The organism is Bartonella sp. MM73XJBT.G (genome assembly GCF_028618435.1).
GTDB lineage: Bacteria > Pseudomonadota > Alphaproteobacteria > Rhizobiales > Rhizobiaceae > Bartonella.
Map to the genome: position 1 here is coordinate 38,875 of NZ_JAQISW010000003.1, position 24,985 is coordinate 63,859.

A 24,985-nucleotide genomic window follows, 5' to 3' on the forward strand; every position below is an offset into this window, starting at 1 on the left:
AGTCCTAATCGTATCTGAAGTCCGTTGTGGCACTCTTATCATCAAAAGACCCTAAAACTGTCTCTCCAGCAATTGCTGTCTGCCCAACAGCAACACGCAATTTCACTTCAGTTGGTATATAAATATCAAGGCGCGAACCAAAACGAATCAACCCGAATCGCTCTCCCGTGATAACAGCATCATTTTCTTTTGACCAACAAACAATCCGACGGGCAAACAGCCCCGCTATTTGTACGATAGCAATTTTACCATGCTTGCTCTCAATGACCATCCCATTCCGCTCATTAAACTGACTAGCCTTATCAAACTCCGCATTGGTAAAACGACCTGGATGATAAACAATAGACTCTACTGTACCACTGATAGGAATACGGTTGATATGGCATGAAAAAACGTCCATAAAAATAGAAATACGGACCATTTCATCTTTCCCTAAGCCTAATTCTTCAGGTGGCACACATGATTCTACAAATGAAATATGCCCATCTGCAGGTGAGATAACCCAATTGGGATTTAAAGGGATAACACGATCTGGATCACGAAAAAAGTATATACACCACACCGTGAGAACAAGACCACACCAAAACAACGGACTCCATATCCAACCAAGAATGAGCGAAATAACAAAAAATGCTACAATAAAAGGATAGCCTTCTTTATGAATTGAGACAAAGCTATTATGGACAGATTGTAGAATACTCATATCATTTCCTATTCGTCGTAAACTTAAACAAGCAATAAATCTTTTTGTTCCTTTTGCTTTTATGTATTTAATCAATCGCTCCATATAAAGATATAGATTACATTTTGCCCACCTTATTTTTTACGACTAACAATACCCGTCTCGTCTTGTTCACGCATTTTACGTAATTTTTCTTCAGCTTGCGATGCTTCAAGCTGCTTATTCCACATTGAAGCATATAAACCTTTCTTTCGTAAGAGCTCTGTATGCGTGCCATTTTCAATAATACGACCACTTTTAAGAACTAAAATTTCATCAGCATTGATAACCGTAGAAAGACGATGTGCAATAATCAATGTTGTGCGTCCACGGCTTACAATATCCAATGCTTGTTGAATTTCTTGTTCCGTTGCCGTATCAAGAGCTGCTGTTGCTTCATCTAGAATAAGAAGTGGGGGGGCTTTTAAGAGTGTCCGTGCAATAGCCACACGTTGTTTTTCACCCCCCGATAATTTGAGACCACGCTCCCCTACCATAGACTGAAAACCTTCCGGTAATATCTCAATAAATTTTGATATTTGTGCCATTTCAGCGGCTTTGTGCATCTCTTCATCTGTCGCACTTGGGCGCCCATAGCGAATATTATAGGCAATTGTATCATTAAATAACACCGTATCTTGTGGGACCATGCCGATCGCTTCACGCAAACTTTTCTGTGTTATGTCACGAATATCTTGCCCGTCAATTGTGATAGAGCCTGCATCAACATCATAAAACCGAAAAAGTAATCGAGAAATGGTTGATTTACCTGCACCCGATGGACCGACAATGGCAACTGTTTTTCCTCCAGGAACTTCAAAATCAATATCTCTGAGAATCTGACGCGTCGAATCATAAGAAAACTTTACCTGATGAAAACGAATGGTCCCATTGCTTATCTCTAACGGTTTAGCATCCGATTTATCAACGATCTCCTGCTGGACATCTAAAAGATCGAACATCGCTTCAATATCCGTTAAACCTTGTCGAACATCACGATAAATTGAGCCAATAAAATTCAGTGGAATGGAAAGTTGCATTAAAAGGGCATTAATAAAAACAAAATCCCCTAAAGTTTGTGTCTTATAAAAGACTTCATAAGCTGACATCAGCATCATGATCGTCATTCCAATACCAAAGATAAGAGCCTGACCAAAATTAAGCCAGCTTAATGATGTCCAAATCTTTGTTGCGGCTTTTTCATAACCTGCCATAGAACTATCAAAACGATCGGCTTCTAGAGTTTCATTGCCAAAGTATTTGACCGTTTCAAAATTTAAAAGAGAATCAACCGCGCGTGTATTTGCCTCAGTATCTGCCATATTCATTTGTTGCCGAATACGAATACGCCAATCACTCGCCTTAATGGTAAAAAAGGTATATAAAAAAACCGTCGCAACAACAATGAGAAGATAATGCCATCCGTAATTGATGTAAAATACAAGGGCGGTTAATATAAACTCTAAAATTGTCGGTACGGTATTGAGAATTGAAAACCTTACGATCGCTTCAATTCCTTTTGTCCCACGCTCAATCACGCGAGAAAGCCCACCAGTTCGGCGCTCTAAATGAAATCGTAAAGATAACTCATGAATATGTACAAAGGTTTTATAAGCTAATTGGCGAATAGCGTGTTGACCAACAGTTGCAAAAAGGGAATCGCGCAATTGATTTAACCCAGCCTGCATAATACGGGCGATATTGTACGCCAAAACAAGCATGATAGGAATAATCCAACTAGATGGAAACCATTCAGGGAGCTGAAAGTTTGTATCAAGCAAATTCGTAGAATATTTAAAGAAATACGGTACAGATATAAGAACGAGCTTGGACAAAATAAGATAAAATACGGCCCATAGTACACGTATTTTTAGATCACGCCGGTCCGCCGGCCACATATAAGGCCATAAATTGTAAAGTGTGTGCAGAGTTTTCCCTGTATCAGATGACACAGTTTTTGTCATTTCATTACGTTTCATAAAGCCCTTACTTCTCTATCATCCACACGAAAAAGGCAAAACACCCCCCCTGTGGTTGTTTATAAGTTTCTTACACTTTTCAATAAGCTACCTATTCATTGTTTGAGGTTAGACTTTTTTTGAAAAAGGAACAAGAAATAATCCACGATACAGTTTATTATTTTGATCTGTATTCTCATACCATTCTGCTGCAAATAAATTTTCAACTTTTATATGCTTTTTTTTCAATTCTTCCTGAAGCCACTTTTTTGTTTTACCAATCTCTTTAAGACCATCATCAATAACTTCACCGTTTTCTACGACAATTGTCGATTTCTTCCCCTCTTCCTTTTTAATAACAGTACAATCACCATTGGTTTCCAAACGCACAAAAGCAGCTTCATGTAAGTGACACCCTTTAAGACGTAACATCGCAATAAGATCATTAACATTGATCCTTAAGTTTTTAATCTTATCCATTTGAAAGACCCCATCTAAAACCAATGTGACATTCCGCCCTGCAATAAGGTGGCGAAAAAAAACTGAATAGCGTGCCAAAAAATTAAAAGAGGTAATCAAGGCTTGCCAAATCAGCAAAACAAGCAATAATTGAGTGCTGCTAATATTCTGATTATAAATGACTCCTCCAATAATACCTCCCATAACAAAATTGCTGACCAGATCAACGGGTGTCATCTGACTAAGGCTTCCACGACCCGTCGTTCTTAAAATAAATAGGAAGGCAACAAGACCCACAGCCAGCTTAAGCACGATATATCCATAGTGATATAAAAATTCCATCATATTCTCCCTTTAATTTATGAGAACTGCTGGAATAGAGAAATTATAATCGTTTTATTTCCCACACGGTTATGCGCTCACCACTTTGCGGATCCTTACTATCTTTTAAGAGAACCCCTTTAGCTGCAAGCTCATCACGAATTGTATCCGCAGCTTCCCACTCTTTATTATGGATAAGCCGCAATCTTTCGGCAATGCGCTGATCAATAAATTTTGAATCAAGAGACGTTTTTTTTATAAATAATGGACAGTTTATTTTTTTAATCCATTCTTGTCGTAATAGTCCTAATATATTCATGCCATGTGCAAGAGCTAAAACATCTTCTGTTTTATAAAATTTTCGCAAAAGAGTAAATGCTTTTGGCGTATTAAGATCATCACTAAGGGCATCTATCAAACTATCATCAATCACTTCATTGTTTTCCATCATACTCTTTTTACTGCGAAGCAATTCATACCAACGATACAATTCACTGCTCGATTGCATTAAACGCTGCGCTGTCCAATTTAATGGTTCACGATAATGCGTTTGAAGCATCGAAAAACGTGCAGACAAACCCGCCCAATCTTCTTTCATTTCATCGGCTAAAACAGCGTTAAATTCTAAAAAATTATTCTCTAAAACTGAACGAATGGTTATGAAGTTGCCAAAGCTTTTCGACATCTTTTTGCCTTCAACTTGTAAAAAGCCGTTATGCATCCAAAAGTTAGCCATTCGCTCCGTCCCAAAAGCTGAACAACTTTGTGCAATCTCATTTTCATGGTGAGGAAAAATTAAATCAAGTCCACCTCCATGAATATCAAAAATATTCGCAGTCGGATCATCACAAGTTAAACCACCACCATAAGGCGCTAATAACTTTGCCATTGACATTGCTGAACATTCAATATGCCAACCTGGACGACCTAAAACAGGAATTCCGGCCGGCGACTCCCAGCCTGGCTCTCCTTCCAGAGAAGGTTTCCATAAAACAAAATCCATCTCCTCCCTTTTATAAGCAGCAATATCGATACGCGCCCCAGCCCTCATTTCATCTAAAGAACGATTTGCAAATGCCCCATAATGGGGTGGATTTTTTATGCTCTTTATAGAAAATAATATATGATTTTCCGCTTTATAAGCGTGACCCTTTTCAAGCAATCTTTCGATGAGCGCGCGCATCTCCTCTAAATGTTCGGTTGCACGTGGCTGGCTGGTTGGCAATAGACAACCAAGTGCTATTGTATCTTGTTGAAACTGAGAATATGTGCGTTCTGTTAATTGACGAATAGCATCATTCAGTGATGCGTTTGGATATTCACAAGCGGCGCGTGCATTAATTTTATCATCGACATCTGTAATATTACGTGCATAGAGAACATGATCTTTGCCATAAACATGACGCAATAAGCGAAATAAAACATCAAAAACAATGACAGGGCGTGCATTTCCTATATGCGCATAATCATAAACTGTTGGACCACAAACATAAAGACGTACTTTTGTCGGATCTATTGGTATAAAATTTTCTTTTTTACGTGTCAGCGTATTATAAAATCGCAACTCTTTCATCATTATACTCCGTAAACGATATTACGCATCGTTCTTTTAGATGTCTCTTCTCTCAAATGATCACATTATGCGGTTTAGACTAAAGCTTTCACCTTATCATCAATTCTTCTTACCTTAAGGTTATTGAGGCTATTTCCATCATTTATCATAAAAATAATCTTCTTTTATTTGATTGGACAAAAGGATTCTACAGATAGAGAGCTTTTCTCTTCTTGAAAGAAACAAGTTTAGACAAAATTCCATAGGCAATAGAATATTTATATGAAAAATAGATTACAGGAAGAAAATCTTCAAACCTTAACCCTATAAAGCTTCATCAGTATTTTCAATATTTCACAATGGGTTCCTTATTATCTCCTACGCCCTATATTTCATCATTAATCATTGAGAATAATATAGCAATTAATCTTATTTTTTAACATCGTTCTCATGACACAATTATTTTTAAAAGAAAGCAATCAAAATAATGCGTAATAAATTGAAAAAAATCATTCTTTTAATATTTCTTGTCATTTCGATGCCAACCTTTTCACAACAATCTCCACCTTATGAGAAAAAATTACTTCGCCTCGCGGAAATTTTGGGATCCCTGCATTTTCTCCAAAATCTTTGTGAGCCTCCAACAAACCAAGTGCCAATAAATCAATGGTATGACTATATGAACGCACTCATTGAAGCAGAACACCCCATTCCACAAAGACGTGCTTATTTTTATGACGCATTTAATGAAGCGTATCGCGCTTTCTCAGAAAATTATCATCATTGTACACAAGCAGCCATTGAAGCCAATCAAAGATATATTAAAGAAGGAAGAGCTTTATCTGAAAATCTTCTCATACATTATAACAAATAACTTGTATAAAAAGCATCTCCTTGTCAGTTAAGTGATATCAATAGCGCCCTCTTCACAAATGAATAGAGCAATAAGTTATCTTCTCGAAAATAAAGAAACTTCTGAAGAACAATGCCTCGATGTGCCTATATTCTTATGAGCAGCTTTTCCCGTATCACTCTTTGGCTTCTTCTCCACACCTCAAAGGACGAACATTCTTAAAAACCTAGTTTGTAAATAATCCAAGTTCTATTGAATTCCACTTGGCTTCCCACTTATGTAACAAACCTAAAAATATTCACCACGCATAAAAAAACTTATGTGTTAAGGAGGCTGAAATACCTTCTCCTTAAATGATAGTATTTTGTGTCATAATAGGATAAAATTTATGCTGTTTACACCAAAGTTTCTATAAATTTAACAGGCTCTCCTTGTGAAGGCGTGACAATTTCACCTTCCCACATAACGCGCATACCACGGATAATAGTCCCGACAGGCCAACCTTTAACCTTTTGACCATCATAAGGTGTCCAACCGGCACGCGAACCAATTAAACTATTCATCATCACTTCTTCTCGTTTAAGATCAATAATAGTCAAATCAGCATCATATCCAACAGCAAGACGTCCTTTACAGCTTATACCAAAAATACGGCTAGGGCCATGTGAAGTGAGATCAACAAAACGCTCCAGAGATATTTTTCCTGCATTCACATGTGTTAACATAATGGCTGCCGTTGTTTGCACTCCTGTCATTCCTGAAGGTGAAGAGGGATAAGATTGAAGCTTGTCCTCAAGGGTATGAGGCGCATGATCTGAGCCTAAAACATCAATAATCCCCTGTTGAACACCGTACCAAAGAGCTTCACGGTGGCGCGATTCACGAATAGGTGGATTCATCTGAATTAATGTGCCAAACTGCTTATAATCATCAGCCGTGAGAGTCAAATGGTGGTGTGTCACTTCAATTGTTGCAACATCTTTATGTTTTTTGAGAAAATCAATTTCTTCTTCTGTCGAAAGATGTAACACATGAATGCGCGCTTTTGTCTCATGGGCAATTTTTACCAAACGCTGCGTACATTTTAACGCCGCAACCTCATCACGCCAAATCGGATGTGAGGACGCATCTCCTTCAATACGTAGTATTTTACGTTCTTTGAGTCTTTCCTCATCTTCAGAATGAAAAGCTGCACGACGGCGTGTATTTTTTAAAATAAGGCGTACACTTTCATCATCATCAACCAAAAGATCACCGGTAGAAGATCCCATAAAGACTTTAATTCCAGCCGCACCAGGAAGTCTTTCTAATTCAGAAAGTTCATGAGCATTTTCACGCGTTCCTCCAACCCAAAATGCAAAGTCACAATGCATACGATGAAATCCGCGCTTAACCTTATCTCTTAATGTTTCTTCTGATGTTGTCAATGGATGGGTATTAGGCATTTCAAACACTGCTGTAACCCCCCCTAACACAGCAGAATATGAGCCACTTTCCAAATCTTCTTTATATTCATTACCAGGCTCACGAAAATGCACTTGACTATCAATAATTCCCGGCAAAATATGAAGCCCCGTACAATCAATCACCTCACCAGCTGAGGCGCATGTAAGGTCGCCAATTTCAGCAATACGGCCATTTGTAACACCAATATCACGCTTGCTTTTTCCATCATGATTCACAAGTGTTGCACCTTTAAAAATTGTATCAAATGTTTTAAACATAGCCACGCTCCTTACATATTGCTCACTTATCGATTATGTAACTTTGAGCAGAAAGGCAAGAACCATGATTGAAAAACAAAATGCCATTTGCTTAAAAAACCGAAAAATTATTCAAATTACAGGCGAAGAAGCAACAGATTTTCTGCAATCCCTAATCACAACAGATGTAAAAAAAATAAGTCCCCAAGAACTTTTCCCTGGAGCCCTCTTATCCCCACAAGGAAAGGTCCTTGCTGATTTTCTTATCGGTAAAAGAGAGAATAGTTATTTTATTGATATTGTAATGTCTTTGGCCGATACACTCTACAAGCATCTGTTGCTCTATAAACTGCGTAAAAAAGTAGAAATTATACAACCATTACAAGGGATTGTTATCGTTTCTTGGAAAAATGAATCAAATACTTTAAGTTTTGATTCAAATTTTGTTGATAAACGCTTTCCAAAACAAGAAAAAATAATACGAATCTATAGCAAAGTCCCTTTTTGGGCTTCAGAAAATTATGACATATGGAATCAATTGCGAATTCGTTATGCAATTGCAGAAAGTGATCAAGACTATGAAATCGGCAAAGTCTTTCCTCATGATATTAATTACGATCAAATTAATGGATTGGCATTCAATAAAGGGTGTTATATTGGACAAGAAGTTGTTTCACGAATGCACCACCGCCATGCAGCACGCCGCCGTATTTTGATTGTAAAAGGCCAATGTGACCTCCCCCCTCAATCAAGCATTGAAGCAGGAACAAAAGTTCTTGGCCGCTTGGGAACATCTGTTGAAAATGAGGCTCTCGCTTTAATGCGTATTGACCATGTCAAAGATGCTATGGATCATAACATTCCCTTTACTGTAAAAAATATTCCTGTCACTATAAGCATTGCTGAAAATATGAATTTTACCTTTTCTGAAAATACTATAGAAAATACGCATGGCTAAAGCTGAATTATTAAAAAGTGGAGAAGCTCGCGCTTGGCAAAGAATGCTCTCTGGACGCAGACTTGATCTTCTTAATCCTTCTCCTTTTGATATTGAAATTGAAGATATTGCCCATGGGCTTGCTCGTGTAGCACGTTGGAATGGGCAAACACGAGGAGAGCATGCCTATTCTGTTGCACAACATTCACTTTTGGTTGAACAAATATTTCAAAAACTTTTTCCGCAGTCGCTGAAGCATGAGTGTCTCTGTGCTCTTCTTCATGATGCACCAGAATATGTCATCGGCGATATAATTTCACCCTTTAAAGCTGTCATAGGAAAACACTATGAACGCATTGAAAAGCGTATCCAAGATGCGATCCACATGCGATTTTCTCTTCCCGTTGATCTTTCTCAAAAACTTTTAAAAAAAATTAAACAAGCCGACCGTATTGCTGCATATCACGAAGCAATCACGCTTGCTGGATTTAATACAGAAGAAGCCCTTCGCTATTTTGGCTCTCCCAATAATATTTTACCCGATGATCTTAATTTATACCCCTCCTCTACACAACAAGTTGAAAACGTATTTTTAGCGCGCTTTAATGACTTAGATACCCAAAAATTATAGACTCTCTTTGTATTGTTGATTTCTTGTCATTATAGACTTACTGATTTATAATAATAATGTGTTTTTTTTCATATTAAATGAAAGATCTGAATATCGTAGAATTTGCTCATTTCGAATTTATTTATATTGAATCAATCAAAACCGTTTGCTTACACGTCATAAGCGGGGAGAGCGGTGTGGACTAAAAACTATACAAATAAAAACTATACAAGAGGACTAAAAATACCTCCTATGACCTCTCTCAAGTGGCAAGTGCTCGTCAGCAACATTGGAAGTTGGCAAAGTGTGTGGTGACTCCCACTTTTTTTATGAAGCGTAAAAATGCTAATGCTTTATAAACTTATAGAGTCCCTACAACGCTTCTCGCATTATACCATTCACGAGTACCGTCGTAAAATAGAATTAGATGTCTAAATATTTCTTTAAAAAAGTATGTAAATTAGCACCCCGATAGCATTCTGTTTTGCATAACTCTCCCTTTAAAACCACGAAAAAAAACATCGCTAAAATTGCATATAAAAATACATGAAATAATGTACATCCATTATAAAAATAGACAAATATTCCCTTGTCAAACTTTTATCTTAAACTAAAATTTATTTCAGTTTATAAACTTCCCTCTCCGCTGGAAAAGCACGGGACGTAACATCCTCTGCATAATTTTTGATTGCAGTTTCCATGGCTTGTTCAAGTTCTCCATAACGACGTACAAATCTGGGTACGTGAGCACCATAACCCAACATATCTTCCATCACCAAAACTTGTCCATCACATTGATTAGATGCACCAATACCGATTGTTGGAATAGAAAGCTTTTCTGTCAATTTTACGGCTAAAGGTTCGACAATCCCTTCCAAAACAATAGCAAAAGCACCAGCCTTTTCAATCGCGGCTCCGTCGGATTCAATTTTTTGCCAATCACTCTCTTTACGTCCTTGTGTCTTAAAACCACCAAAACGATTGACCGCTTGGGGCGTAAGACCAATATGTCCCATCACTGGTATGCCACGTTTACATAAAAAATCTATTGTTTCCGCTATATAAACTCCACCTTCAAGCTTAACGGCCCCACACCCCGTTTGTGCAAGAATACGCGATGCATTTAAAAAAGCCTGCTCTTTACTTTCTTCATAAGAACCAAAAGGCATATCAATAACGACAAGAGCTTTTTGAGATCCACGCACCACAGCCTGCCCGTGTAAAATCATCATATCTAGATCAACAGGAAGTGTTGTCTCAAAACCATATACCACCATACCAACGCTATCACCAACCAAAAGGATATCGCAATAGGGATCAGCAATCCGCGCAGTATAAGCTTGATAAGCTGTTAAAGAAACAATCGGCTGTTGTCCCTTTCTGTCGCGTATTTGAGAAGATGTTATACGCTTTACAGTTTTATGTACACTCATTTTCCGCCCTTCTCTTGCAATATGTATTGATCAATAAGCCTTACTTCACCAAAGCGAACAGTAAGAAGTAAAACTGCTGGTTTATTCAATGTTCCTTTGACCTCGCATAACGTTTCCATATCCCGTAAATCTATTGCTTCAACGATTGCACGCGTTTCTTTTTGTAAAATATTGCGAACAATTTTGCATAACTTATCAACCGACCGTTCACCTTCATGGAAAAGCTTTTCAACAGCTTTTCCACTTTCAGGAATAATTTTGGCCGCTTTACGATCTTCTAATGTTAAAAGTTTATTCCGTGAAGAGTGTGCAACACCATCTGCTTCACGTAAAATAGGGACTCCAATAATTTCAACAGGAAACGCTAAATCTTCAACCATACGCCGAATAATTAAAATTTGTTGAAAATCCTTTTCTCCAAAAAAAGCTTTATCGGGCTGAATAATATTAAAAAGCTTAGCAACCACACTCGTTACACCACAAAAGTGCCCTGGACGTAATTTTCCCATCAAAATACGTGATAATTTTTCTACCTTTACAATCGTATCATTTCCCAAGGGCCACATTTCTTCCACAGAAGGCGCAAAAATACATTCAACACCGGCTTTTTCCAATAAAGCACAATCGCCTCTCAAGTCTTTTGGATATTGATAAAAGTCTTCATCAGGTCCAAATTGCTTTGGATTGACAAAAATAGAAACCAATACGCGATCACACACGGCTTTTGCTCGCTGTACTAATGCCAGATGCCCCTCATGAAGAGCTCCCATTGTTGGAACAAAACCAATCGAAAAGCCCAAACTTCGTTCTTCTAAAGTATATTGGCGAACTTCAGAAATTGTCTTTAAAATTTTCATTTTTCCATTCTATTCAATTATGATTACATCAAAAAATGAATGCCTGTATACCAAATCGACGCTCAAACAACTGTATCAAATTCATGCGGACTGATGGCTGTTTTATATCTCGTGGCTCCCAGACATGACGCATAAGAAAAAAACCCGTTAAATTAAAACCATTTATTATATCCCTAAAATCAGCCGGACGAGTCGCTCTTTTCACAAGAAACTGTGGGAGAATAAGAAGCTTTCTTTTCCAAGGTTCCCCTGCTTCTTCACAGACAGCCCGTCCAGATTTTGGCGATACGTAATAAAGCTTTTCCTGACGACCTGTTGCAGCACAACAAGATAAATCAAGACCAAAACCAAGTTCTTCAAGAAGTCGCATTTCAAAACGTACAAGCAATTCTGCATTTACAAATGGTTCATCAAAATTCTGCATAAAAAGGTGTAAAGTATCATATAAAACGGGGTGCGGATCACGCTCAGGAAGGAGCCTCAAATGAAAAGCAACCAATTGCAAAGCATAAAGTGCTTCTGGTCGACAAATTAATCGTGCCGCATGTAAATCAAGTGCTTCTAGGCGAAAAAGTCCCAAATGCTCTTCTAAACGCGCACTCCATTCAGCCTCCACAAAATTTCCAGGCTGAAGAAGAGCTGCCATCCGACGCGAACGTCCCCCTTTTACCACCCCCATATAACGACCACGTTCACGCGTCATAATCTCAAGAATAACACTTGTCTCACCATATTGGCGTGCTCCAAGAATAACAGCTTGTTCTTTCCATTTCATTGTATTTTAATTATTTTTTTAAATATTATTTCAAAAAATCTAATCCCATTTCGCGATAACGTTCTGGATCGGCATCCCAATTATTACGCACTTTCACAAAAAGAAAAAGATGAACCTTTTGATCCATAATTTTCATGAGCTCCTTGCGTGCTGCTTGACCAATCGTTTTAATTGTATCGCCTTTTGCTCCTAAAATAATTTTCTTCTGGCTCTCACGTTCTACATAAATGACTTGATTTATTTTAACGGAACCATCTGAACGCTCTTGAAAGCTTTCTGTTTCAACTGTTGAGGAATAAGGAAGCTCATCATGAAGGCGCAGAAAAAGTTTTTCACGCGTAATTTCAGCAGCAAGATGACGCATAGGCATATCGGAAATTTGATCTTCTGGATAATACCATGGCCCCTCCTGCATCATGTTACTCAACGCATGAAGTAAATCCTTGCAACCAGAACCATTTAGGGCAGAAATCATAAATGTTTGCGCAAACTTTACACGTTCATTTATTTTAGTGGTTAATGCTAGAAGAGATGATTTAACAACTGTATCAACTTTATTTAAAACAAGAACTTTTTCTTGTTTCATAGTGTTTACAATATCCAACATCATATCAACTTCATCCGAAAGACCACTTTGAGCGTCAATTAAAACAAGCAGAACATCAGCGCTCTTAGCCCCTCCCCAAGCAGCAGAAACCATGGCACGTTCTAACCGCTTATGAGGACGAAAAACGCCCGGTGTATCGATCAACACAATTTGCACATCATCATGAATGACAATACCGCGGATTAAAGTTCGTGTTGTTTGTACCTTATGTGTTACAATTGAAACTTTTGTTCCAACCAATTGGTTAACCAATGTCGATTTACCAGCATTAGGCATCCCAATAAGCACAATAAAACCAGAACGCGTTCTCATAACGTCACTCATGATCATTTTTTCCTATTGTTTTCCACACACCCTCTCGTCGCAAAATTTTTTCAGCGGCCATTCTTTCAGCATATCTTTTAGAGCTTCCCTGCCCAATCTCTGAAGAAAAACCTGAAATACTAACCTCTACTATAAAAATAGGATCGTGATCTGGACCTGAGCGTTTGATAATCTGATAATGTGGTTGTGCATTACCTTGTATATGTGCCCATTCTTGTAACTCTGTCTTGGCATCACGTCGACCAGCATTCATTTTCTTTGCCCGACTTTGCCAATATTTTTGAATAAAGGGACGAACACTCTCTAATCCTCCATCAAGATACATCACTGCAATCAAAGCTTCTACGACATCTGCATGCATATTGATGAGTCGACGCCCTTCAAAGTTTCTCATCTCAAAACCAACTTGGATCATATCAGGCAGCCTCATTTCACGTGCAATATCAGCACATGTCTGCGCATTGACCAGATGATTCAAACGGACTGATAGTTCACCTTCACTTGCTTTAGGGAAAAGTTGATACAGCATCTCTGCGATCAAAAGTCCTAGAACCCGATCCCCTAGAAATTCTAATCGTTCATAATTCCCTTGTTCCGAATCTTTCACACTCGCGTGTGTTAATGCTCTTTTTAATTTTTCTTCATCTTGAAAACGATGCCCCGTCAGCTTGAAAAGCTGATCAATCATGAGAGGTTTCATCGTTGTTTCCTTGCTTGATAAGCGGCAAATCATGAACCTTATTTATGAAAGAAAACAAACGTTTCCAACGTACGTCAAATGGCCAGCGCCAAATCTGCCAAGCACTTGAACCGTTACTGATAGAAAAGAAAATCACGCTCGCGCGACCAATCAGATTTTCTTCTGGAACATAACCTACATCCAAACGACTATCATCTGAATTGTCGCGATTATCTCCCATCATAAAATAATGTCCCTGAGGAACTTCAAAGACTTTCGTGTCATCAACTTTTGGAATGAAAGCTAAATCAAGCGTATCGTAGCGAACACCATTGGGCAGAGTCTCGCGATAAACCTCAACAGGATAGTTTACTTCCGTTATATCCGAATTATCAATCTCTCCCATAAAGTGACGTGAAACAGCCTTATCATTAATATAAAGGACGCTTTGACGAACTTGTATACGATCACCTGGTAGCCCAATAACGCGTTTTATATAATCGATCTTCGGATTACTTGGTAAACGAAAAACGACCACATCTCCCCGTTGAGGTTGGGATGCCCAAATACGTCCAGAAAAAAGGGGCGGAGAAAAGGGGAGGGAAAAATGAGAATACCCATATGCATACTTAGAAACAAAGAGATAATCCCCCACTAACAAAGTAGGACGCATTGAACCGGAAGGAATACTAAAAGGCTGAAAAAAAAGTGTTCGAATAAACGCTGCTAGAAGTAGAGCCTGTATTAAAACAGAAATTAATTCAAGAATCCCACCTTTTTTTTCTTTTTTATGTATTTTATCTTTTTGGACCATCACCAACTGCCTTTTCCACAAATATAACTTTTTTTCATCATAATATTCAAATAACAAAAGCACAATCTCTCACGTTATCTATCCACGTGGAAGTGCTTCAATAATAACAAATGCCTGTGCCCAAGGAAAATCATCTGTAATGCTGAGATGAATAACTGCTTCATGATGAGGGGGTAATAACTTTTGAAGTTGCACTTGCGCATGATTTGTTAATTGCATGACTGGTTTCCCGGAAGACAAATTAACTACCCCCATGTCTTTCCAATTGATACCATAAGCGATTCCCGTCCCTAAGGCTTTAGCACATGCTTCTTTAGCAGCAAATCTTTTCGCATAAGAAGAAGACTTCTTTTTGAGATTTTCGGACCTATTCCTTTCAATATCCGTAAAAATACGCTGGATAAAACGCTCGCCATAACGAACCAACATTCTCTCAATACGTCGTATATCAACCAAATCATTTCCAAGACCAACAATCATAAGATATTATCCGATCTTTCTTACGATGAACGCTTCTTTAAACGCCTTTTTTTTATAATCTTTTGATATCGCTTTTGTTTAAAACGAACCGTTGCTCTGTAAACACCTATATAAGATAAACCACCAAAAACAACACCTAAAAGAGTTCCACCTAAAATCATAGGACTCATAATTGTGTTCCATGCACCTTTAAAAAGGAGAGAGAGATTTGACACCGTCAAACCGTTAAACAGAGCGCGAATTTGAGAAAGAGAGATCTCATTAACATCGCTAAAAAGCGATAAACAAAAATACCCTACTTTATAATCAGCCATGACAATCAATAAAAATGTAAGTGGATTAGAAAAAAAAGTCCCAATGATTGCAGCTGCAACGTTTGCACGCAAAATCCAAGAAAAAAATATTGCCAAGATAATATGCACACCGAAGACAGGAGAACAGGCTAAAAAAATGCCAATAGAAAACCCTAATGCAACCTCATGCGGTGTTGCTGATATACGCAAAATACGTTTGTAGATGTAAGAAAATGAGCGAGAAAATGAACGACGTGGCCATAACCAAAGTCGAATACGCGTTACAAAATCTACTGGTTCTCGACGACGAAAAAGCATATGACTCTCAATATACATCCTTTGATGATAAAATAATCTATATCACCCAAATTAATCTTTTTAAGCTTTTGCACAAAAAAAAATAGAAAGACAATTAAATATTTCGACTTCCTGGTTTAATTGCTGGAAGAGCAGAAAGATCTGCAGGAAGTGCATCACTTGCATAAGAAGCTATCTCGTATTCAGCTAGCGCAATCAACGGAACACCAACATCAACCTTACCACCAGAGCGATCAAGAATGCATGCACTTGCCAATACCTCTGCTCCTGCTGCTGCGAGTGCCTCAACGGTCTCACGAATAGAAAGACCCGTTGTCACAATATCTTCAACAATAACAACCCGCGCACCCTTTTTGATTTCAAAACGACGCAATTCAAAAACGCCATCGACACGCTCTACCCAAAGAGAAGGAACACCAAGGTGACGTGAAGTCTCATACGAAGGAATAAGACCGCCAATTGCGGGACCAACAACATAATCAATTTGTTCCTCGATAGATTCTTTGATTTTTTCAGCCAATCCACGACAGAGCTTTTCCGTCAAGTCAGCATGCATAAAAACTTTTGCCTTTTGCATATAAGTTGCACTATGGCGCCCTGATGTTAAAATAAAATGCCCTTCTAGAATAGCATCTGCTTGTTTAAAAATATCAATGACATCTTGTGTATTCATTGCAAAATCTTCCCTGTTATTATCCATGAACCCGCCGCACTGTACTAACTGAATCTGCCTTTTTTAACTGAGAAAAGATACGATTCAAATGTTTTAAATCCCAAACTTCTAGATCAATCATCATTTCTGTAAAATCTGGTGCTGTACGGATAAAAGATAAATTTTGGATATTGGCATCATTAGCAGAAATTATTTGCGCAATTTCAGCTAAAGAACCAGGACTATTGACAACTAAAATATTCATCCTTGCAGGAAAACGTTCATTCATTTGAGCATCAATATCCCAGCGTACATCAATCCATCGTTCTGGCTGATCATCATAGGCCATCAAAGCCGAAGACTGGATTGGATAAATAACGATTCCTGCGCCTGGTTGCATAATGCCAACAATCCTATCTCCAGGTACAGCCCCTTCCGGTGAAAAGCGTACAGGTATATCTCCACGGGTTCCTCGAATAGGTAAGGCTTTAGATTGCTGATCCTCTATCATTGCATCCTTTTCATTTTCTGGAACCTTAAAAATCATCCCTTGAGCATTTTCAATATTAAACCACCCTTCTTCCCCAGGCTTAAAAGATGACTTTTGTACTACACGCTCTTGATAATCAGGATAAACCGCTTTAATCACATCAGAGGAAAACAACTCTCCACGCCCAACAGCAGCCAATACATCTTCTACATCTTTACGTGCCAAACGTGGCAAAACTTTCTTTAAAACATCTTTTGAAAATTGTTTTCCCATATATTCAAACGAACGCTCAAGAATACGATATCCTAAACCCGAATATTGCTTACGTACCGCTGCTCGGCTTGCGCGTCGAATAGCTGAACGTGCTTTACCTGTGACAACAAGAAATTCCCATGCAGCTGGCGGAATTTGAGCATGTGAACGGATAATATCAACTTCGTCACCATTTTTTAATTTAGTCATTAAAGGCATAATACGACCATTGATTTTTACGCCCACACAAGAATCGCCAATGTCTGTATGGACAGCATAAGCAAAATCAATAGGTGTCGCGCCTTTAGGAAAAGCAATTAATCGACCTTTTGGCGTAAAACAAAAAACTTGGTCTTGAAAAAGCTCAAGTTTTGTATGTTCTAAAAATTCTTCCGGATTATCTCCATCAGATAAAGATTGTATCGTTTGACGCAACCATGCATAGGCATTCGTTTCGCTTGATAGTTTCGAAGTCGAATAATTGGAACCGTGCTCTTTATATATGGAATGGGCTGCAACCCCATATTCAGCAACTTCATTCATGGCAGCCGTTCTAATTTGCAATTCAACACGTTGTCTTGAAGGTCCCACAATGGTTGTATGAATAGAACGATAATCATTTTGCTTTGGTATAGAGATATAATCTTTAAAACGACCAGGAACCATCGGCCAGGTCGTATGGATAACACCAAGAGCACGATAACAATCATCCACCGTTTCAACAATCACACGAAACCCAAAAATATCCGATAATTGTTCAAAAGATAATGCTTTACTTTCCATTTTACGAAAAACAGAATAAGATTTTTTCTGACGGCTTTTAACATCTGCTTTAATGCCATTTTCCAAAAAAAGTTTTGTCAATTCATTTTCAATTGTGGAAAGCAAATCACGATTGCGCTTTGATAATTCAGAAAGTCGATTGGTAATCGTACGATGGCCTTCTGGATTTAAATAAAAGAAAGAGAGATCCTCTAATTCCTCGCGCATATCCTGCATTCCCATACGGCCTGCAAGTGGCGCATAAATATCCATTGTCTCCTCAGCAATTCGTCGACGTTTATCATCACGCATGACACCAAGGGTACGCATATTATGAAGGCGGTCTGCAAGTTTGACTAAAAGAACACGAACATCATCAGAAATGGCAATAAGAAGTTTACGAAGATTTTCTGCCTGTACAGCTTTCTTTGATACAAGATCAAGCTTATTAAGCTTTGTAAGCCCTTCAACCAACTTCCCAATTTCAGAGCCAAAAAGCTGATCAATTTCTGCCCGCGTAGCGCTTGTATCTTCAATTGTATCATGCAAAAGAGCAACAACAATCGTCGCCTCGTCTAACCGCATATCCGTTAAAATAGCAGCAACTTCCAAAGGATGGGAAAAATAAAGATCACCTGAAGCACGCTTTTGATGAGCATGCTTTTTCATTGCATAATCATAGGCTCTGTTTAGAAGAGCCTCATCTACGTCAGACTTGTAACGCTGAATACGGCCAACAAGCTCACGCTGACGCATCATACGAGCATATCCTTTATCTTTTCACACCTCTAACCCTTATTGAACACGCCTTATCAATAAAGAACAAGAAAAATAACTTCTCCCTATCTGACAAGGTATCTTCACCCCTGTAATATCAATCGCCGTAATTAATAATCGTCACTTTTTTCTGGAACAACCAAACCTTCAATCCCCGCTAAAAGCTCTTCTTCTGACATTTGATCAAATGAAGCTCCTTCTTCTTGCGATGATGTATTAAAAACACTTTCAGCTTCACTTGAATGGGTAATGAACTCACTTGCCATTTCTGGTTCATCTACTTCCACATGCTTTTGCAGCGAATGAATAAGATCTTCTTTTAAATCAGCAGGAGACAATGTTTCTTCTGCTATTTCACGCAAAGCAACAACTGGATTTTTATCATTATCACGATCAACTGTAATCTGCGCACCTTGTGAAATCTGACGCGCCCGATGCCCTGCTAAAAGTACCAATTCAAAGCGGTTATCAACTTTATCAATACAATCTTCTACCGTTACACGAGCCATTTATGTCTCTTTCTCAAATAAAAATTTAATAGCGGATATGAGGAGTATATACAGTAGTCAAAATAAAACACAAGAAAACAATATAAACTTTTATATTTTTTTCTTAAAGAACTTATTTGAGAAAACTCTTGGTAACTTTATAGAAAAATGTATATTCTTTTCATGCTCGTTATCAAAGCTGTGCTTCAAACAATTCCAATGGATTGGATTCGAGGAAAGAAAAGTGTTTCTTGACAAAATATCTCTTTGGAGTCTTTATTTTCTTAAAAGAAATACAAGCTCTTAAAAATCCTTTCCAATAACAAAAGCTTTATGCACATTTTTTATGATACTATATTTATGAAAAATAATTTTTTTCTTTAAACATCATATATATTACACTCTTATTCATCGAATAAATAACTGAAAGATTGCTTCTTGTTACATCATCATTCGCCATAAGTTTATATTAAACTTTTTCTAAAAAAGTTTATTGATATTCTGATTTTTTTATCAAAACATGATCCATCGTACACGCCATAAAAGACTTAAAAGAATAAAAAACAATTAATGCCTAACGCCATGAATAACCCATTAACATCACTTTACCCAGAGCCACCCCAAAATTGCAATTTATGCCCTAGGCTTCATCAGTTTATTGCTGACTGGCGTGTGAAAGAACCACGTTGGCATAACGCACCGGTACGCCCTTTCTTTCCCTATAAAGGAGCAGACACAACGCGTCTTCTCATTGTTGGTCTTGCTCCCGGTTTACGAGGTGCTAATCGAACTGGGCGTCCATTTACGGGTGATTATGCTGGACACTTACTTTATTCCACTTTAAAAAAATTCGGATTTGCCCAAGGAACCTTCGAAGAAAGAGCAGACGATACTCTTGAACTGATCGATGCTGCAATCGTTAACTCTGTTCGTTGTGTTCCACCAGAAAATAAACCCACCGGTGCTGAAATTAACACGTGCCGCTCTTTCTTCTCGCCTCTTTTAACAAATCTTCCCGAACTTAAAGCAGTTATTACCTTAGGCACCATTGCACACCATTCAACCATACGCGCTCTTAATGCAAAAGTTTTAGCGCATCCTTTTGGACATGGCACAATCAATAACATTGGTAGATTACGCATCTTTTCCAGCTATCACTGTTCTCGTTATAATACGAATACCGGCCGCTTGACAGATGCTATGTTTCACCAAATTTTTCAAGCAGCCAAAACATACTTAGATCAATGCTAAATCAATAAAGCATATCCAAGCCGATCATCCATATCTTTTTAAAAGTCTTGCTTTTTCACGTCCCCAATCACGTTTTTTTTCCGTTTCACGCTTATCATGAAGTTTTTTCCCACGGGCGAGAGCAATCTCTAACTTAACGCGCCCACGTTCGTTAAAATAAAGTTTGAGAGGAATAAGTGTCATTCCTTCACGGGATGTTGCATTAAAAAAGCGTGCCATTTCACGTTTTGAAAGTAATAATTTACGCAAACGTCGCGGCTCATGATTAAAACGATTGGCTTGCGTATATTCAGGAATATAGCTGTTGACTAACCATAATTCTCCATTTTCAAAACTGGCATAGCTTTCAGCAATATTAGCATGATTAGAACGTAAAGACTTCACTTCCGCTCCTTGGAGAACAAGACCCGCCTCAAGATTATTCAGAATTTCAAAATTAAAACGAGCTTTACGATTATCAGCAATTATTTTCCGTGCAGGCGTGTTCTTTTTTTTATTCATGGTTTTATCAATATCATTTTATGCTTTTAAAAGACCCGCATGAATAAGGGCTGCATCAATAATCTTCTTGGTGCTCTCTGTTAATGGAACGATCGGAGAACGCACAGTTTCACCACAAAACCCCAATTTTGCAGCAGCATATTTAATCCCTGCAGGGCTAGGTTCAATAAACACAGCTCGATTGAGAGGCATGAGGCGATCATTTAATTCCCTTGCTGTTTTATAATCACCATGAAAGCAAGCAGCTTGAAGCTCTGCACAAAGTTTTGGAGCAACATTGGAGGAAACTGAAATACATCCGACACCTCCATGGGCATTAAAACCTAATGCTGTACAATCATCACCAGAAAGCTGCACAAAATTTTTGCCACATTTTTCACCTTGTTCACTCACGCGCTCAATTCTGCTCGTTGCATCTTTAACACCAATGATATTGTTAAAGTCTTGATAAAGGCCTCTCATTGTTTCCACAGTCATATCGATAACAGAACGCCCTGGAATATTATAAATTATAATCGGGATAGAAACAGCTTTGGCAATAGAAGAAAAATGCTTATATAAACCAGACTGATTGGGTCTATTATAATAGGGCGTAACAACCAAAACGGCATCTGCACCAGCTTTTTGCGCATATTGTGCAAGCTCTATAGCTTCACTTGTGCTATTGGATCCTGCTCCAGCAACAACAGGAACACGCTTTGCGACCTGCTCAACACACAATGCTATAATTCGCTTATGTTCTTCATGACTTAAAGTTGCTGATTCACCTGTCGTTCCAACAGGGCTTACACCGTTAATCCCTTGCGTGATCTGCCATTCAACAAATTCACAAAACGCTTTCTCATCAATTGCACCCTTCTGATCAAACGGTGTGATAAGCGCAGTTATAGCTCCCTTGAGCATGATAAACTCCCTATAATGTTCGCTTTTGTTTTTTTTAATAATCGCCTTTATAAATTTTAAATAAAGCATAATCTTGCTCTATTATTGAAGCAAGATGAATTTCAAAAAAAGCTTCCATAAAATGAAGATGTCCCTCCTTAAATTTTGAACATTTCTTTAAAATAAGCCATCCGTATTAACGCGTTTTTCATGCTTGTGTTCTATAAGACCTTAAGTTTCTTACAAAAAGCAAGGTCTCAAGGTCTTTTCTCTATGCGTGTGTTTTCTACCTCTCTTTTCGTATCAACCTTTACTGCACTTATACTGGCAATAAGAATTTTATTTTCAAGTGCCTATGCACAAACACCTCTTTTACATGGGAAAGCACCAATCCCTTCGACCCGTCCGATCCCCCTTGCCTTTAAACAAGAAGCTCAAAAGCTTCTTCAACACAGACACACGACTTCGCACAATACTGTGACACTCAAACATCTAAAAGCTGGACTAGATGCCCTTGCAAACAACAATATTGCAAAAACAATAAGTCTTCGTAATTCACTGGAAAAACATAGCCTTGATCGTTATATTTTGACATGGGCGCTAGGGATGTCAAACCAAGATAATATACCAAGCTCTGAAATATATAACGCAATCAACATGCTAAAAGGATGGCCCGGTATAGAAACGATGCAACGCAATGCTGAGCGTGCTTTTCTTAACGAAACAAATGTCACACGCGCCATCATCCAAAAATTTTTGCATCATCCTCCTCTTACCGCACAAGGTATGGCTCTCTTTGCTAAAGCACTTATCGCAATGGGACAAATCACCCGTGCCCAATATATTATTGCGCCATGGTGGCATAAAACACCGCTTAATGCAAAAGAAGAAATGTTTGTTCTTAAAAATGCAGGTGCTGCCTTAAAACCTATAGATCATTTTAAACGCATGCAGTTTATGCTGTATGCACATCGTTTTGATTCAGCGGCACGCGTTGCAAAATTAGCCCATGCTCAATCTCTTTTTGATGCTTTTGTAGCTGTTGAAAAAAATGATCCTAGAGCGACACAAAAATTACAAGCTATAGAGAGAACATGGAAAAAAAATCCTCTCTTCCAGTTTGCTCGAATGCGTCATCTTCGGCGAACAGAGCAATATGATGCCGCAGCAACACTCATGATGAAAACATCCAAAGATACCTTCCATCTTATGAACCCTCATTCATTGTGGAAAGAACAACGCGCCCTTTCTCGCGAAATGCTCGATTTAAACAAACCCCAAATGGCTTATCAACTCGTTGCAATGCACACTGGCTTGACATCTGCATTAGCTGTTGATGCTGAGTTTCACGCAGGATGGTACGCACTACGGTTTCTTCATAACCCTAAATTAGCAATGCAGCACTTTTCACGCATTCCTCAACTTTCTTCTTTACCTTTTTCTGCATCACGTGGATATTACTGGATGGGACGAACAGCAGAAACGCTAAGAGAACACAAAAATGCCCAACATTACTTTCATCGCGCTGCTCATTTTGGTACAACTTATTATGGTCAATTAGCCGCTGCACGACTCAATCAAAAAAAGCTTAACATCTCCTTTCCTAAACCAACAACCGCTGAACGACAGCATTTTAGTGCAAGAAAAACTATTAAAGCAATTCAACGTCTTGAAGAAGCTGGCTATGCTGATTTTGCTAAAGTTTTTTATAGAGAGCTTGGAAAAAAAATAGAAAGCCCTGGTGAATTAGCCCTTTTGGCTGTTATGGCAGAAAAAAATGGTGACTATTATACCAGCCTCAAAATCGGGAAAATGGCTGTTTTTCAAGGGAAAAATGTCGGGGCACTTTCTCATCCTCTGGGCGCTATACCAGCTTCTGCACATATTTCTGTAGAAGAAAAATCACTTATTTATGCTATTGCACGCCAAGAAAGCGAATTTAATCCAACAGCCATATCAAAAGCAGGTGCACAAGGTATACTCCAATTGCTTCCTACAACAGCAAAAGCACTAGCAAGAAAATACTCAATCGCATGGTCTCATAAAAAATTCAGCAGTGATACTCATTATAATGTGACATTAGGTGCTCATTTTCTCAATGAACAATTGGAACGTTTTAATGGATCCTATATCCTAACGCTCATTGGCTATAATGCGGGGCCCCGTCGAGTTAATGAATGGATAAAACGTTATGGCGATCCTCGAGGAAAATCTCTCGATAACATCGTTGATTGGATTGAGCGCATTCCTTATACAGAAACACGGAATTACGTAATGCGCGTTATGGAAAATTACGGCGTCTACAAAGCAAGACTCACTGGAAAAATAGATATAAAAACCGACCTTCTTTCTGGTCGATGGAAATAATATATCTTCTCAAATACGAGTAGGCTCTTAAGAGGACTTTGTTCCTTCCTAAAAAAGTACCCACATACAGCCTCACTTTTAACGTACAAGTTTAAGTGATTTAATTGATTCAGTATCAATAGAGCTGAGATAGGAAAATTCTACGCTATTCTGGGCTTTCATTCCAAATATAAAATAATGAATGATCATTATCAATCATCATGTTGCACAAATATTTCATTTCTTCTCAAGATATAAATGATAATAACATAGAAATTATCAATGTAAAAACAGTGAAACGAATAGCGTATCCTTTTACTGTTTCTTATTCATCAACATTCAAGTCTTGTACAACAACACGTTTTTTCTGATTACAATATTTCTATCCCCCATAGGGGTAAGATATCACTACTATAGCTGTTTGGATCATCTCTAAAGCAAAAAGATAAACTCATTGAGTAAGACAACCTTAAAGATAAAAAAATATCCTCCTGCACCTTCTCTTTTCATTCATCTTTACAACTTTTAAACATATTCATATCTTTTAGCAATAAAGATGAAGCTTTACCTTTTGTTTCTCTCATTTTCACATATAAGATCACCCCCTTTATATAAAATAAAATATCTGTCCCAAATAGTATGTATTTCTTATGCCTATTTTTATTTTAAAAGGTATTTTTTAATGCTCTTAAGTTCATTTCACAACGGTGAATATGAAAAGTACTTATGAAAAATCTCTCTCGAATGGTATAGCGATTAGATATATCGCTTTTAATGAGATAAGAGTGATGCGCCTACCATCTCCCCTAATACCTGATATTGCAACAGCCTTTTCATTTAGAGCATTCATAAGAAATATGTTCACTCCTCAAACTTTTTACCCATGTTCT

At 38.1% G+C, this 24,985-nt stretch carries 23 protein-coding genes; 5 read left to right on the top strand and 18 right to left on the bottom strand.

The genetic code is table 11. From position 1 onward, the window contains the following. Positions 1-4 precede the first annotated feature (4 nt). From PVV59_RS02635 to cysS, 4 genes are all read right to left on the bottom strand, one after another. Complete coding sequence (locus PVV59_RS02635; protein WP_273754386.1) at positions 5-703, bottom strand: phosphatidylserine decarboxylase; 699 nt, start codon at positions 701-703, stop codon at positions 5-7. Between the two features lie 113 nt (positions 704-816). After that, positions 817-2,700, bottom strand: coding sequence for an ABC transporter ATP-binding protein/permease (locus tag PVV59_RS02640; RefSeq protein WP_273754388.1), 1,884 nt, complete (start codon positions 2,698-2,700; stop codon positions 817-819). A 108-nt stretch (positions 2,701-2,808) separates the two neighbouring features. Continuing rightward, positions 2,809-3,480, bottom strand: a complete 672-nt coding sequence (locus PVV59_RS02645; protein ID WP_273754389.1) for a DUF421 domain-containing protein — start codon at positions 3,478-3,480, stop codon at positions 2,809-2,811. Positions 3,481-3,523: 43 nt separating this feature from the next. Beyond that, the gene (cysS, locus tag PVV59_RS02650; RefSeq protein WP_273754522.1) at positions 3,524-5,032 is read right to left on the bottom strand and encodes a cysteine--tRNA ligase; all 1,509 of its coding nucleotides are present in this window, start codon (positions 5,030-5,032) and stop codon (positions 3,524-3,526) included. Positions 5,033-5,498: 466 nt separating this feature from the next. Here cysS and PVV59_RS02655 point away from each other — a divergent pair, with 466 nt between their 5' ends. Then, a complete protein-coding gene (locus tag PVV59_RS02655) occupies positions 5,499-5,885 on the top strand; it encodes a TIGR02301 family protein (RefSeq protein ID WP_273754390.1) in 387 nt (128 codons plus the stop codon). A gap of 374 nt (positions 5,886-6,259) precedes the next feature. Here the strand turns inward: PVV59_RS02655 and PVV59_RS02660 are convergent, their stop codons facing one another. Continuing rightward, on the bottom strand, positions 6,260-7,588 hold the full coding sequence (locus PVV59_RS02660) for a dihydroorotase (RefSeq protein WP_273754392.1): 1,329 nt from the start codon (positions 7,586-7,588) through the stop codon (positions 6,260-6,262). Positions 7,589-7,652: 64 nt separating this feature from the next. On the opposite strand from PVV59_RS02660, the gene PVV59_RS02665 reads away from it, so the two are divergent. Both PVV59_RS02665 and PVV59_RS02670 read left to right on the top strand, forming a co-directional pair. Then, on the top strand, positions 7,653-8,525 hold the full coding sequence (locus PVV59_RS02665) for a folate-binding protein YgfZ (protein WP_273754394.1): 873 nt from the start codon (positions 7,653-7,655) through the stop codon (positions 8,523-8,525). Continuing rightward, on the top strand, positions 8,518-9,135 hold the full coding sequence (locus tag PVV59_RS02670) for an HD family hydrolase (RefSeq protein WP_273754396.1): 618 nt from the start codon (positions 8,518-8,520) through the stop codon (positions 9,133-9,135). The genes PVV59_RS02665 and PVV59_RS02670 overlap by 8 nt, the downstream gene beginning before the upstream one ends. 596 nt (positions 9,136-9,731) lie before the next feature. Here the strand turns inward: PVV59_RS02670 and panB are convergent. The 11 genes from panB to rpoZ all read right to left on the bottom strand — a co-directional run bounded on the left by panB (position 9,732) and on the right by rpoZ (position 19,136). Next, positions 9,732-10,547, bottom strand: a complete 816-nt coding sequence (gene panB, locus PVV59_RS02675; protein WP_273754399.1) for a 3-methyl-2-oxobutanoate hydroxymethyltransferase — start codon at positions 10,545-10,547, stop codon at positions 9,732-9,734. Next, on the bottom strand, positions 10,544-11,404 hold the full coding sequence (gene panC, locus PVV59_RS02680) for a pantoate--beta-alanine ligase (protein ID WP_273754401.1): 861 nt from the start codon (positions 11,402-11,404) through the stop codon (positions 10,544-10,546). Before panC ends, panB begins: the two co-directional genes overlap by 4 nt. 28 nt (positions 11,405-11,432) lie before the next feature. After that, positions 11,433-12,179 (bottom strand): DNA repair protein RecO, encoded by a 747-nt coding sequence (gene recO / locus PVV59_RS02685; protein WP_273754403.1) that lies wholly within the window; start codon positions 12,177-12,179, stop codon positions 11,433-11,435. 25 nt (positions 12,180-12,204) lie between these two features. Further along, the gene (gene era, locus PVV59_RS02690) at positions 12,205-13,110 is read right to left on the bottom strand and encodes a GTPase Era (protein ID WP_273754404.1); all 906 of its coding nucleotides are present in this window, start codon (positions 13,108-13,110) and stop codon (positions 12,205-12,207) included. Beyond that, complete coding sequence (gene rnc / locus PVV59_RS02695) at positions 13,103-13,810, bottom strand: ribonuclease III (protein WP_273754406.1); 708 nt, start codon at positions 13,808-13,810, stop codon at positions 13,103-13,105. The genes era and rnc overlap by 8 nt, the downstream gene beginning before the upstream one ends. Continuing rightward, positions 13,791-14,603, bottom strand: a complete 813-nt coding sequence (lepB, locus tag PVV59_RS02700) for a signal peptidase I (protein WP_273754408.1) — start codon at positions 14,601-14,603, stop codon at positions 13,791-13,793. Before lepB ends, rnc begins: the two co-directional genes overlap by 20 nt. A gap of 78 nt (positions 14,604-14,681) precedes the next feature. Next, positions 14,682-15,083, bottom strand: a complete 402-nt coding sequence (acpS, locus tag PVV59_RS02705) for a holo-ACP synthase (RefSeq protein ID WP_273754409.1) — start codon at positions 15,081-15,083, stop codon at positions 14,682-14,684. 20 nt (positions 15,084-15,103) lie between these two features. Then, positions 15,104-15,694, bottom strand: a complete 591-nt coding sequence (locus PVV59_RS02710; protein WP_273754410.1) for a DUF2062 domain-containing protein — start codon at positions 15,692-15,694, stop codon at positions 15,104-15,106. 94 nt (positions 15,695-15,788) lie between these two features. Beyond that, on the bottom strand, positions 15,789-16,367 hold the full coding sequence (gene pyrE / locus PVV59_RS02715) for an orotate phosphoribosyltransferase (RefSeq protein ID WP_273754524.1): 579 nt from the start codon (positions 16,365-16,367) through the stop codon (positions 15,789-15,791). A 19-nt stretch (positions 16,368-16,386) separates the two neighbouring features. Next, positions 16,387-18,609 (bottom strand): bifunctional (p)ppGpp synthetase/guanosine-3',5'-bis(diphosphate) 3'-pyrophosphohydrolase, encoded by a 2,223-nt coding sequence (locus tag PVV59_RS02720; RefSeq protein ID WP_273754411.1) that lies wholly within the window; start codon positions 18,607-18,609, stop codon positions 16,387-16,389. A 128-nt stretch (positions 18,610-18,737) separates the two neighbouring features. Next, positions 18,738-19,136 carry a DNA-directed RNA polymerase subunit omega gene (gene rpoZ / locus PVV59_RS02725; protein ID WP_120121952.1) on the bottom strand — a complete coding sequence of 133 codons (399 nt, stop codon included), beginning with the start codon at positions 19,134-19,136 and terminating at the stop codon, positions 18,738-18,740. A 561-nt stretch (positions 19,137-19,697) separates the two neighbouring features. Here rpoZ and PVV59_RS02730 point away from each other — a divergent pair. Continuing rightward, positions 19,698-20,366: a uracil-DNA glycosylase gene (locus tag PVV59_RS02730; protein WP_273754412.1), complete on the top strand. Its 669-nt coding sequence runs from the start codon at positions 19,698-19,700 to the stop codon at positions 20,364-20,366. A gap of 24 nt (positions 20,367-20,390) precedes the next feature. On the opposite strand, the gene smpB is transcribed toward PVV59_RS02730, so the two are convergent. Continuing rightward, positions 20,391-20,867: an SsrA-binding protein SmpB gene (gene smpB / locus PVV59_RS02735; protein ID WP_273754413.1), complete on the bottom strand. Its 477-nt coding sequence runs from the start codon at positions 20,865-20,867 to the stop codon at positions 20,391-20,393. An 18-nt stretch (positions 20,868-20,885) separates the two neighbouring features. Beyond that, on the bottom strand, positions 20,886-21,770 hold the full coding sequence (gene dapA / locus PVV59_RS02740; protein ID WP_273754414.1) for a 4-hydroxy-tetrahydrodipicolinate synthase: 885 nt from the start codon (positions 21,768-21,770) through the stop codon (positions 20,886-20,888). A gap of 252 nt (positions 21,771-22,022) precedes the next feature. Between dapA and PVV59_RS02745 the strand changes: the two genes are divergently transcribed. Next, positions 22,023-24,116: a lytic transglycosylase domain-containing protein gene (locus PVV59_RS02745; RefSeq protein ID WP_273754415.1), complete on the top strand. Its 2,094-nt coding sequence runs from the start codon at positions 22,023-22,025 to the stop codon at positions 24,114-24,116. The last annotated feature ends 869 nt before the right edge of the window (positions 24,117-24,985 follow it).

Coding starts and splice junctions, on each gene's coding strand:
- era (WP_273754404.1), bottom strand. CDS start 13,110: ATGAGTGACGTTATGAGAACGCGTTCTGGTTTTATTGTGCTTATTGGG.
- PVV59_RS02710 (WP_273754410.1), bottom strand. CDS start 15,694: ATGCTTTTTCGTCGTCGAGAACCAGTAGATTTTGTAACGCGTATTCGA.
- panB (WP_273754399.1), bottom strand. CDS start 10,547: ATGAGTGTACATAAAACTGTAAAGCGTATAACATCTTCTCAAATACGC.
- PVV59_RS02730 (WP_273754412.1), top strand. CDS start 19,698: ATGAATAACCCATTAACATCACTTTACCCAGAGCCACCCCAAAATTGC.
- PVV59_RS02745 (WP_273754415.1), top strand. CDS start 22,023: ATGCGTGTGTTTTCTACCTCTCTTTTCGTATCAACCTTTACTGCACTT.
- panC (WP_273754401.1), bottom strand. CDS start 11,404: ATGAAAATTTTAAAGACAATTTCTGAAGTTCGCCAATATACTTTAGAA.
- PVV59_RS02640 (WP_273754388.1), bottom strand. CDS start 2,700: ATGAAACGTAATGAAATGACAAAAACTGTGTCATCTGATACAGGGAAA.
- PVV59_RS02660 (WP_273754392.1), bottom strand. CDS start 7,588: ATGTTTAAAACATTTGATACAATTTTTAAAGGTGCAACACTTGTGAAT.
- pyrE (WP_273754524.1), bottom strand. CDS start 16,367: ATGAATACACAAGATGTCATTGATATTTTTAAACAAGCAGATGCTATT.
- recO (WP_273754403.1), bottom strand. CDS start 12,179: ATGAAATGGAAAGAACAAGCTGTTATTCTTGGAGCACGCCAATATGGT.
- PVV59_RS02645 (WP_273754389.1), bottom strand. CDS start 3,480: ATGGAATTTTTATATCACTATGGATATATCGTGCTTAAGCTGGCTGTG.
- lepB (WP_273754408.1), bottom strand. CDS start 14,603: ATGGTCCAAAAAGATAAAATACATAAAAAAGAAAAAAAAGGTGGGATT.
- acpS (WP_273754409.1), bottom strand. CDS start 15,083: ATGATTGTTGGTCTTGGAAATGATTTGGTTGATATACGACGTATTGAG.
- PVV59_RS02665 (WP_273754394.1), top strand. CDS start 7,653: ATGATTGAAAAACAAAATGCCATTTGCTTAAAAAACCGAAAAATTATT.
- smpB (WP_273754413.1), bottom strand. CDS start 20,867: ATGAATAAAAAAAAGAACACGCCTGCACGGAAAATAATTGCTGATAAT.
- rnc (WP_273754406.1), bottom strand. CDS start 13,810: ATGAAACCTCTCATGATTGATCAGCTTTTCAAGCTGACGGGGCATCGT.
- PVV59_RS02670 (WP_273754396.1), top strand. CDS start 8,518: ATGGCTAAAGCTGAATTATTAAAAAGTGGAGAAGCTCGCGCTTGGCAA.
- PVV59_RS02635 (WP_273754386.1), bottom strand. CDS start 703: ATGAGTATTCTACAATCTGTCCATAATAGCTTTGTCTCAATTCATAAA.
- PVV59_RS02655 (WP_273754390.1), top strand. CDS start 5,499: ATGCGTAATAAATTGAAAAAAATCATTCTTTTAATATTTCTTGTCATT.
- cysS (WP_273754522.1), bottom strand. CDS start 5,032: ATGAAAGAGTTGCGATTTTATAATACGCTGACACGTAAAAAAGAAAAT.
- rpoZ (WP_120121952.1), bottom strand. CDS start 19,136: ATGGCTCGTGTAACGGTAGAAGATTGTATTGATAAAGTTGATAACCGC.
- PVV59_RS02720 (WP_273754411.1), bottom strand. CDS start 18,609: ATGATGCGTCAGCGTGAGCTTGTTGGCCGTATTCAGCGTTACAAGTCT.
- dapA (WP_273754414.1), bottom strand. CDS start 21,770: ATGCTCAAGGGAGCTATAACTGCGCTTATCACACCGTTTGATCAGAAG.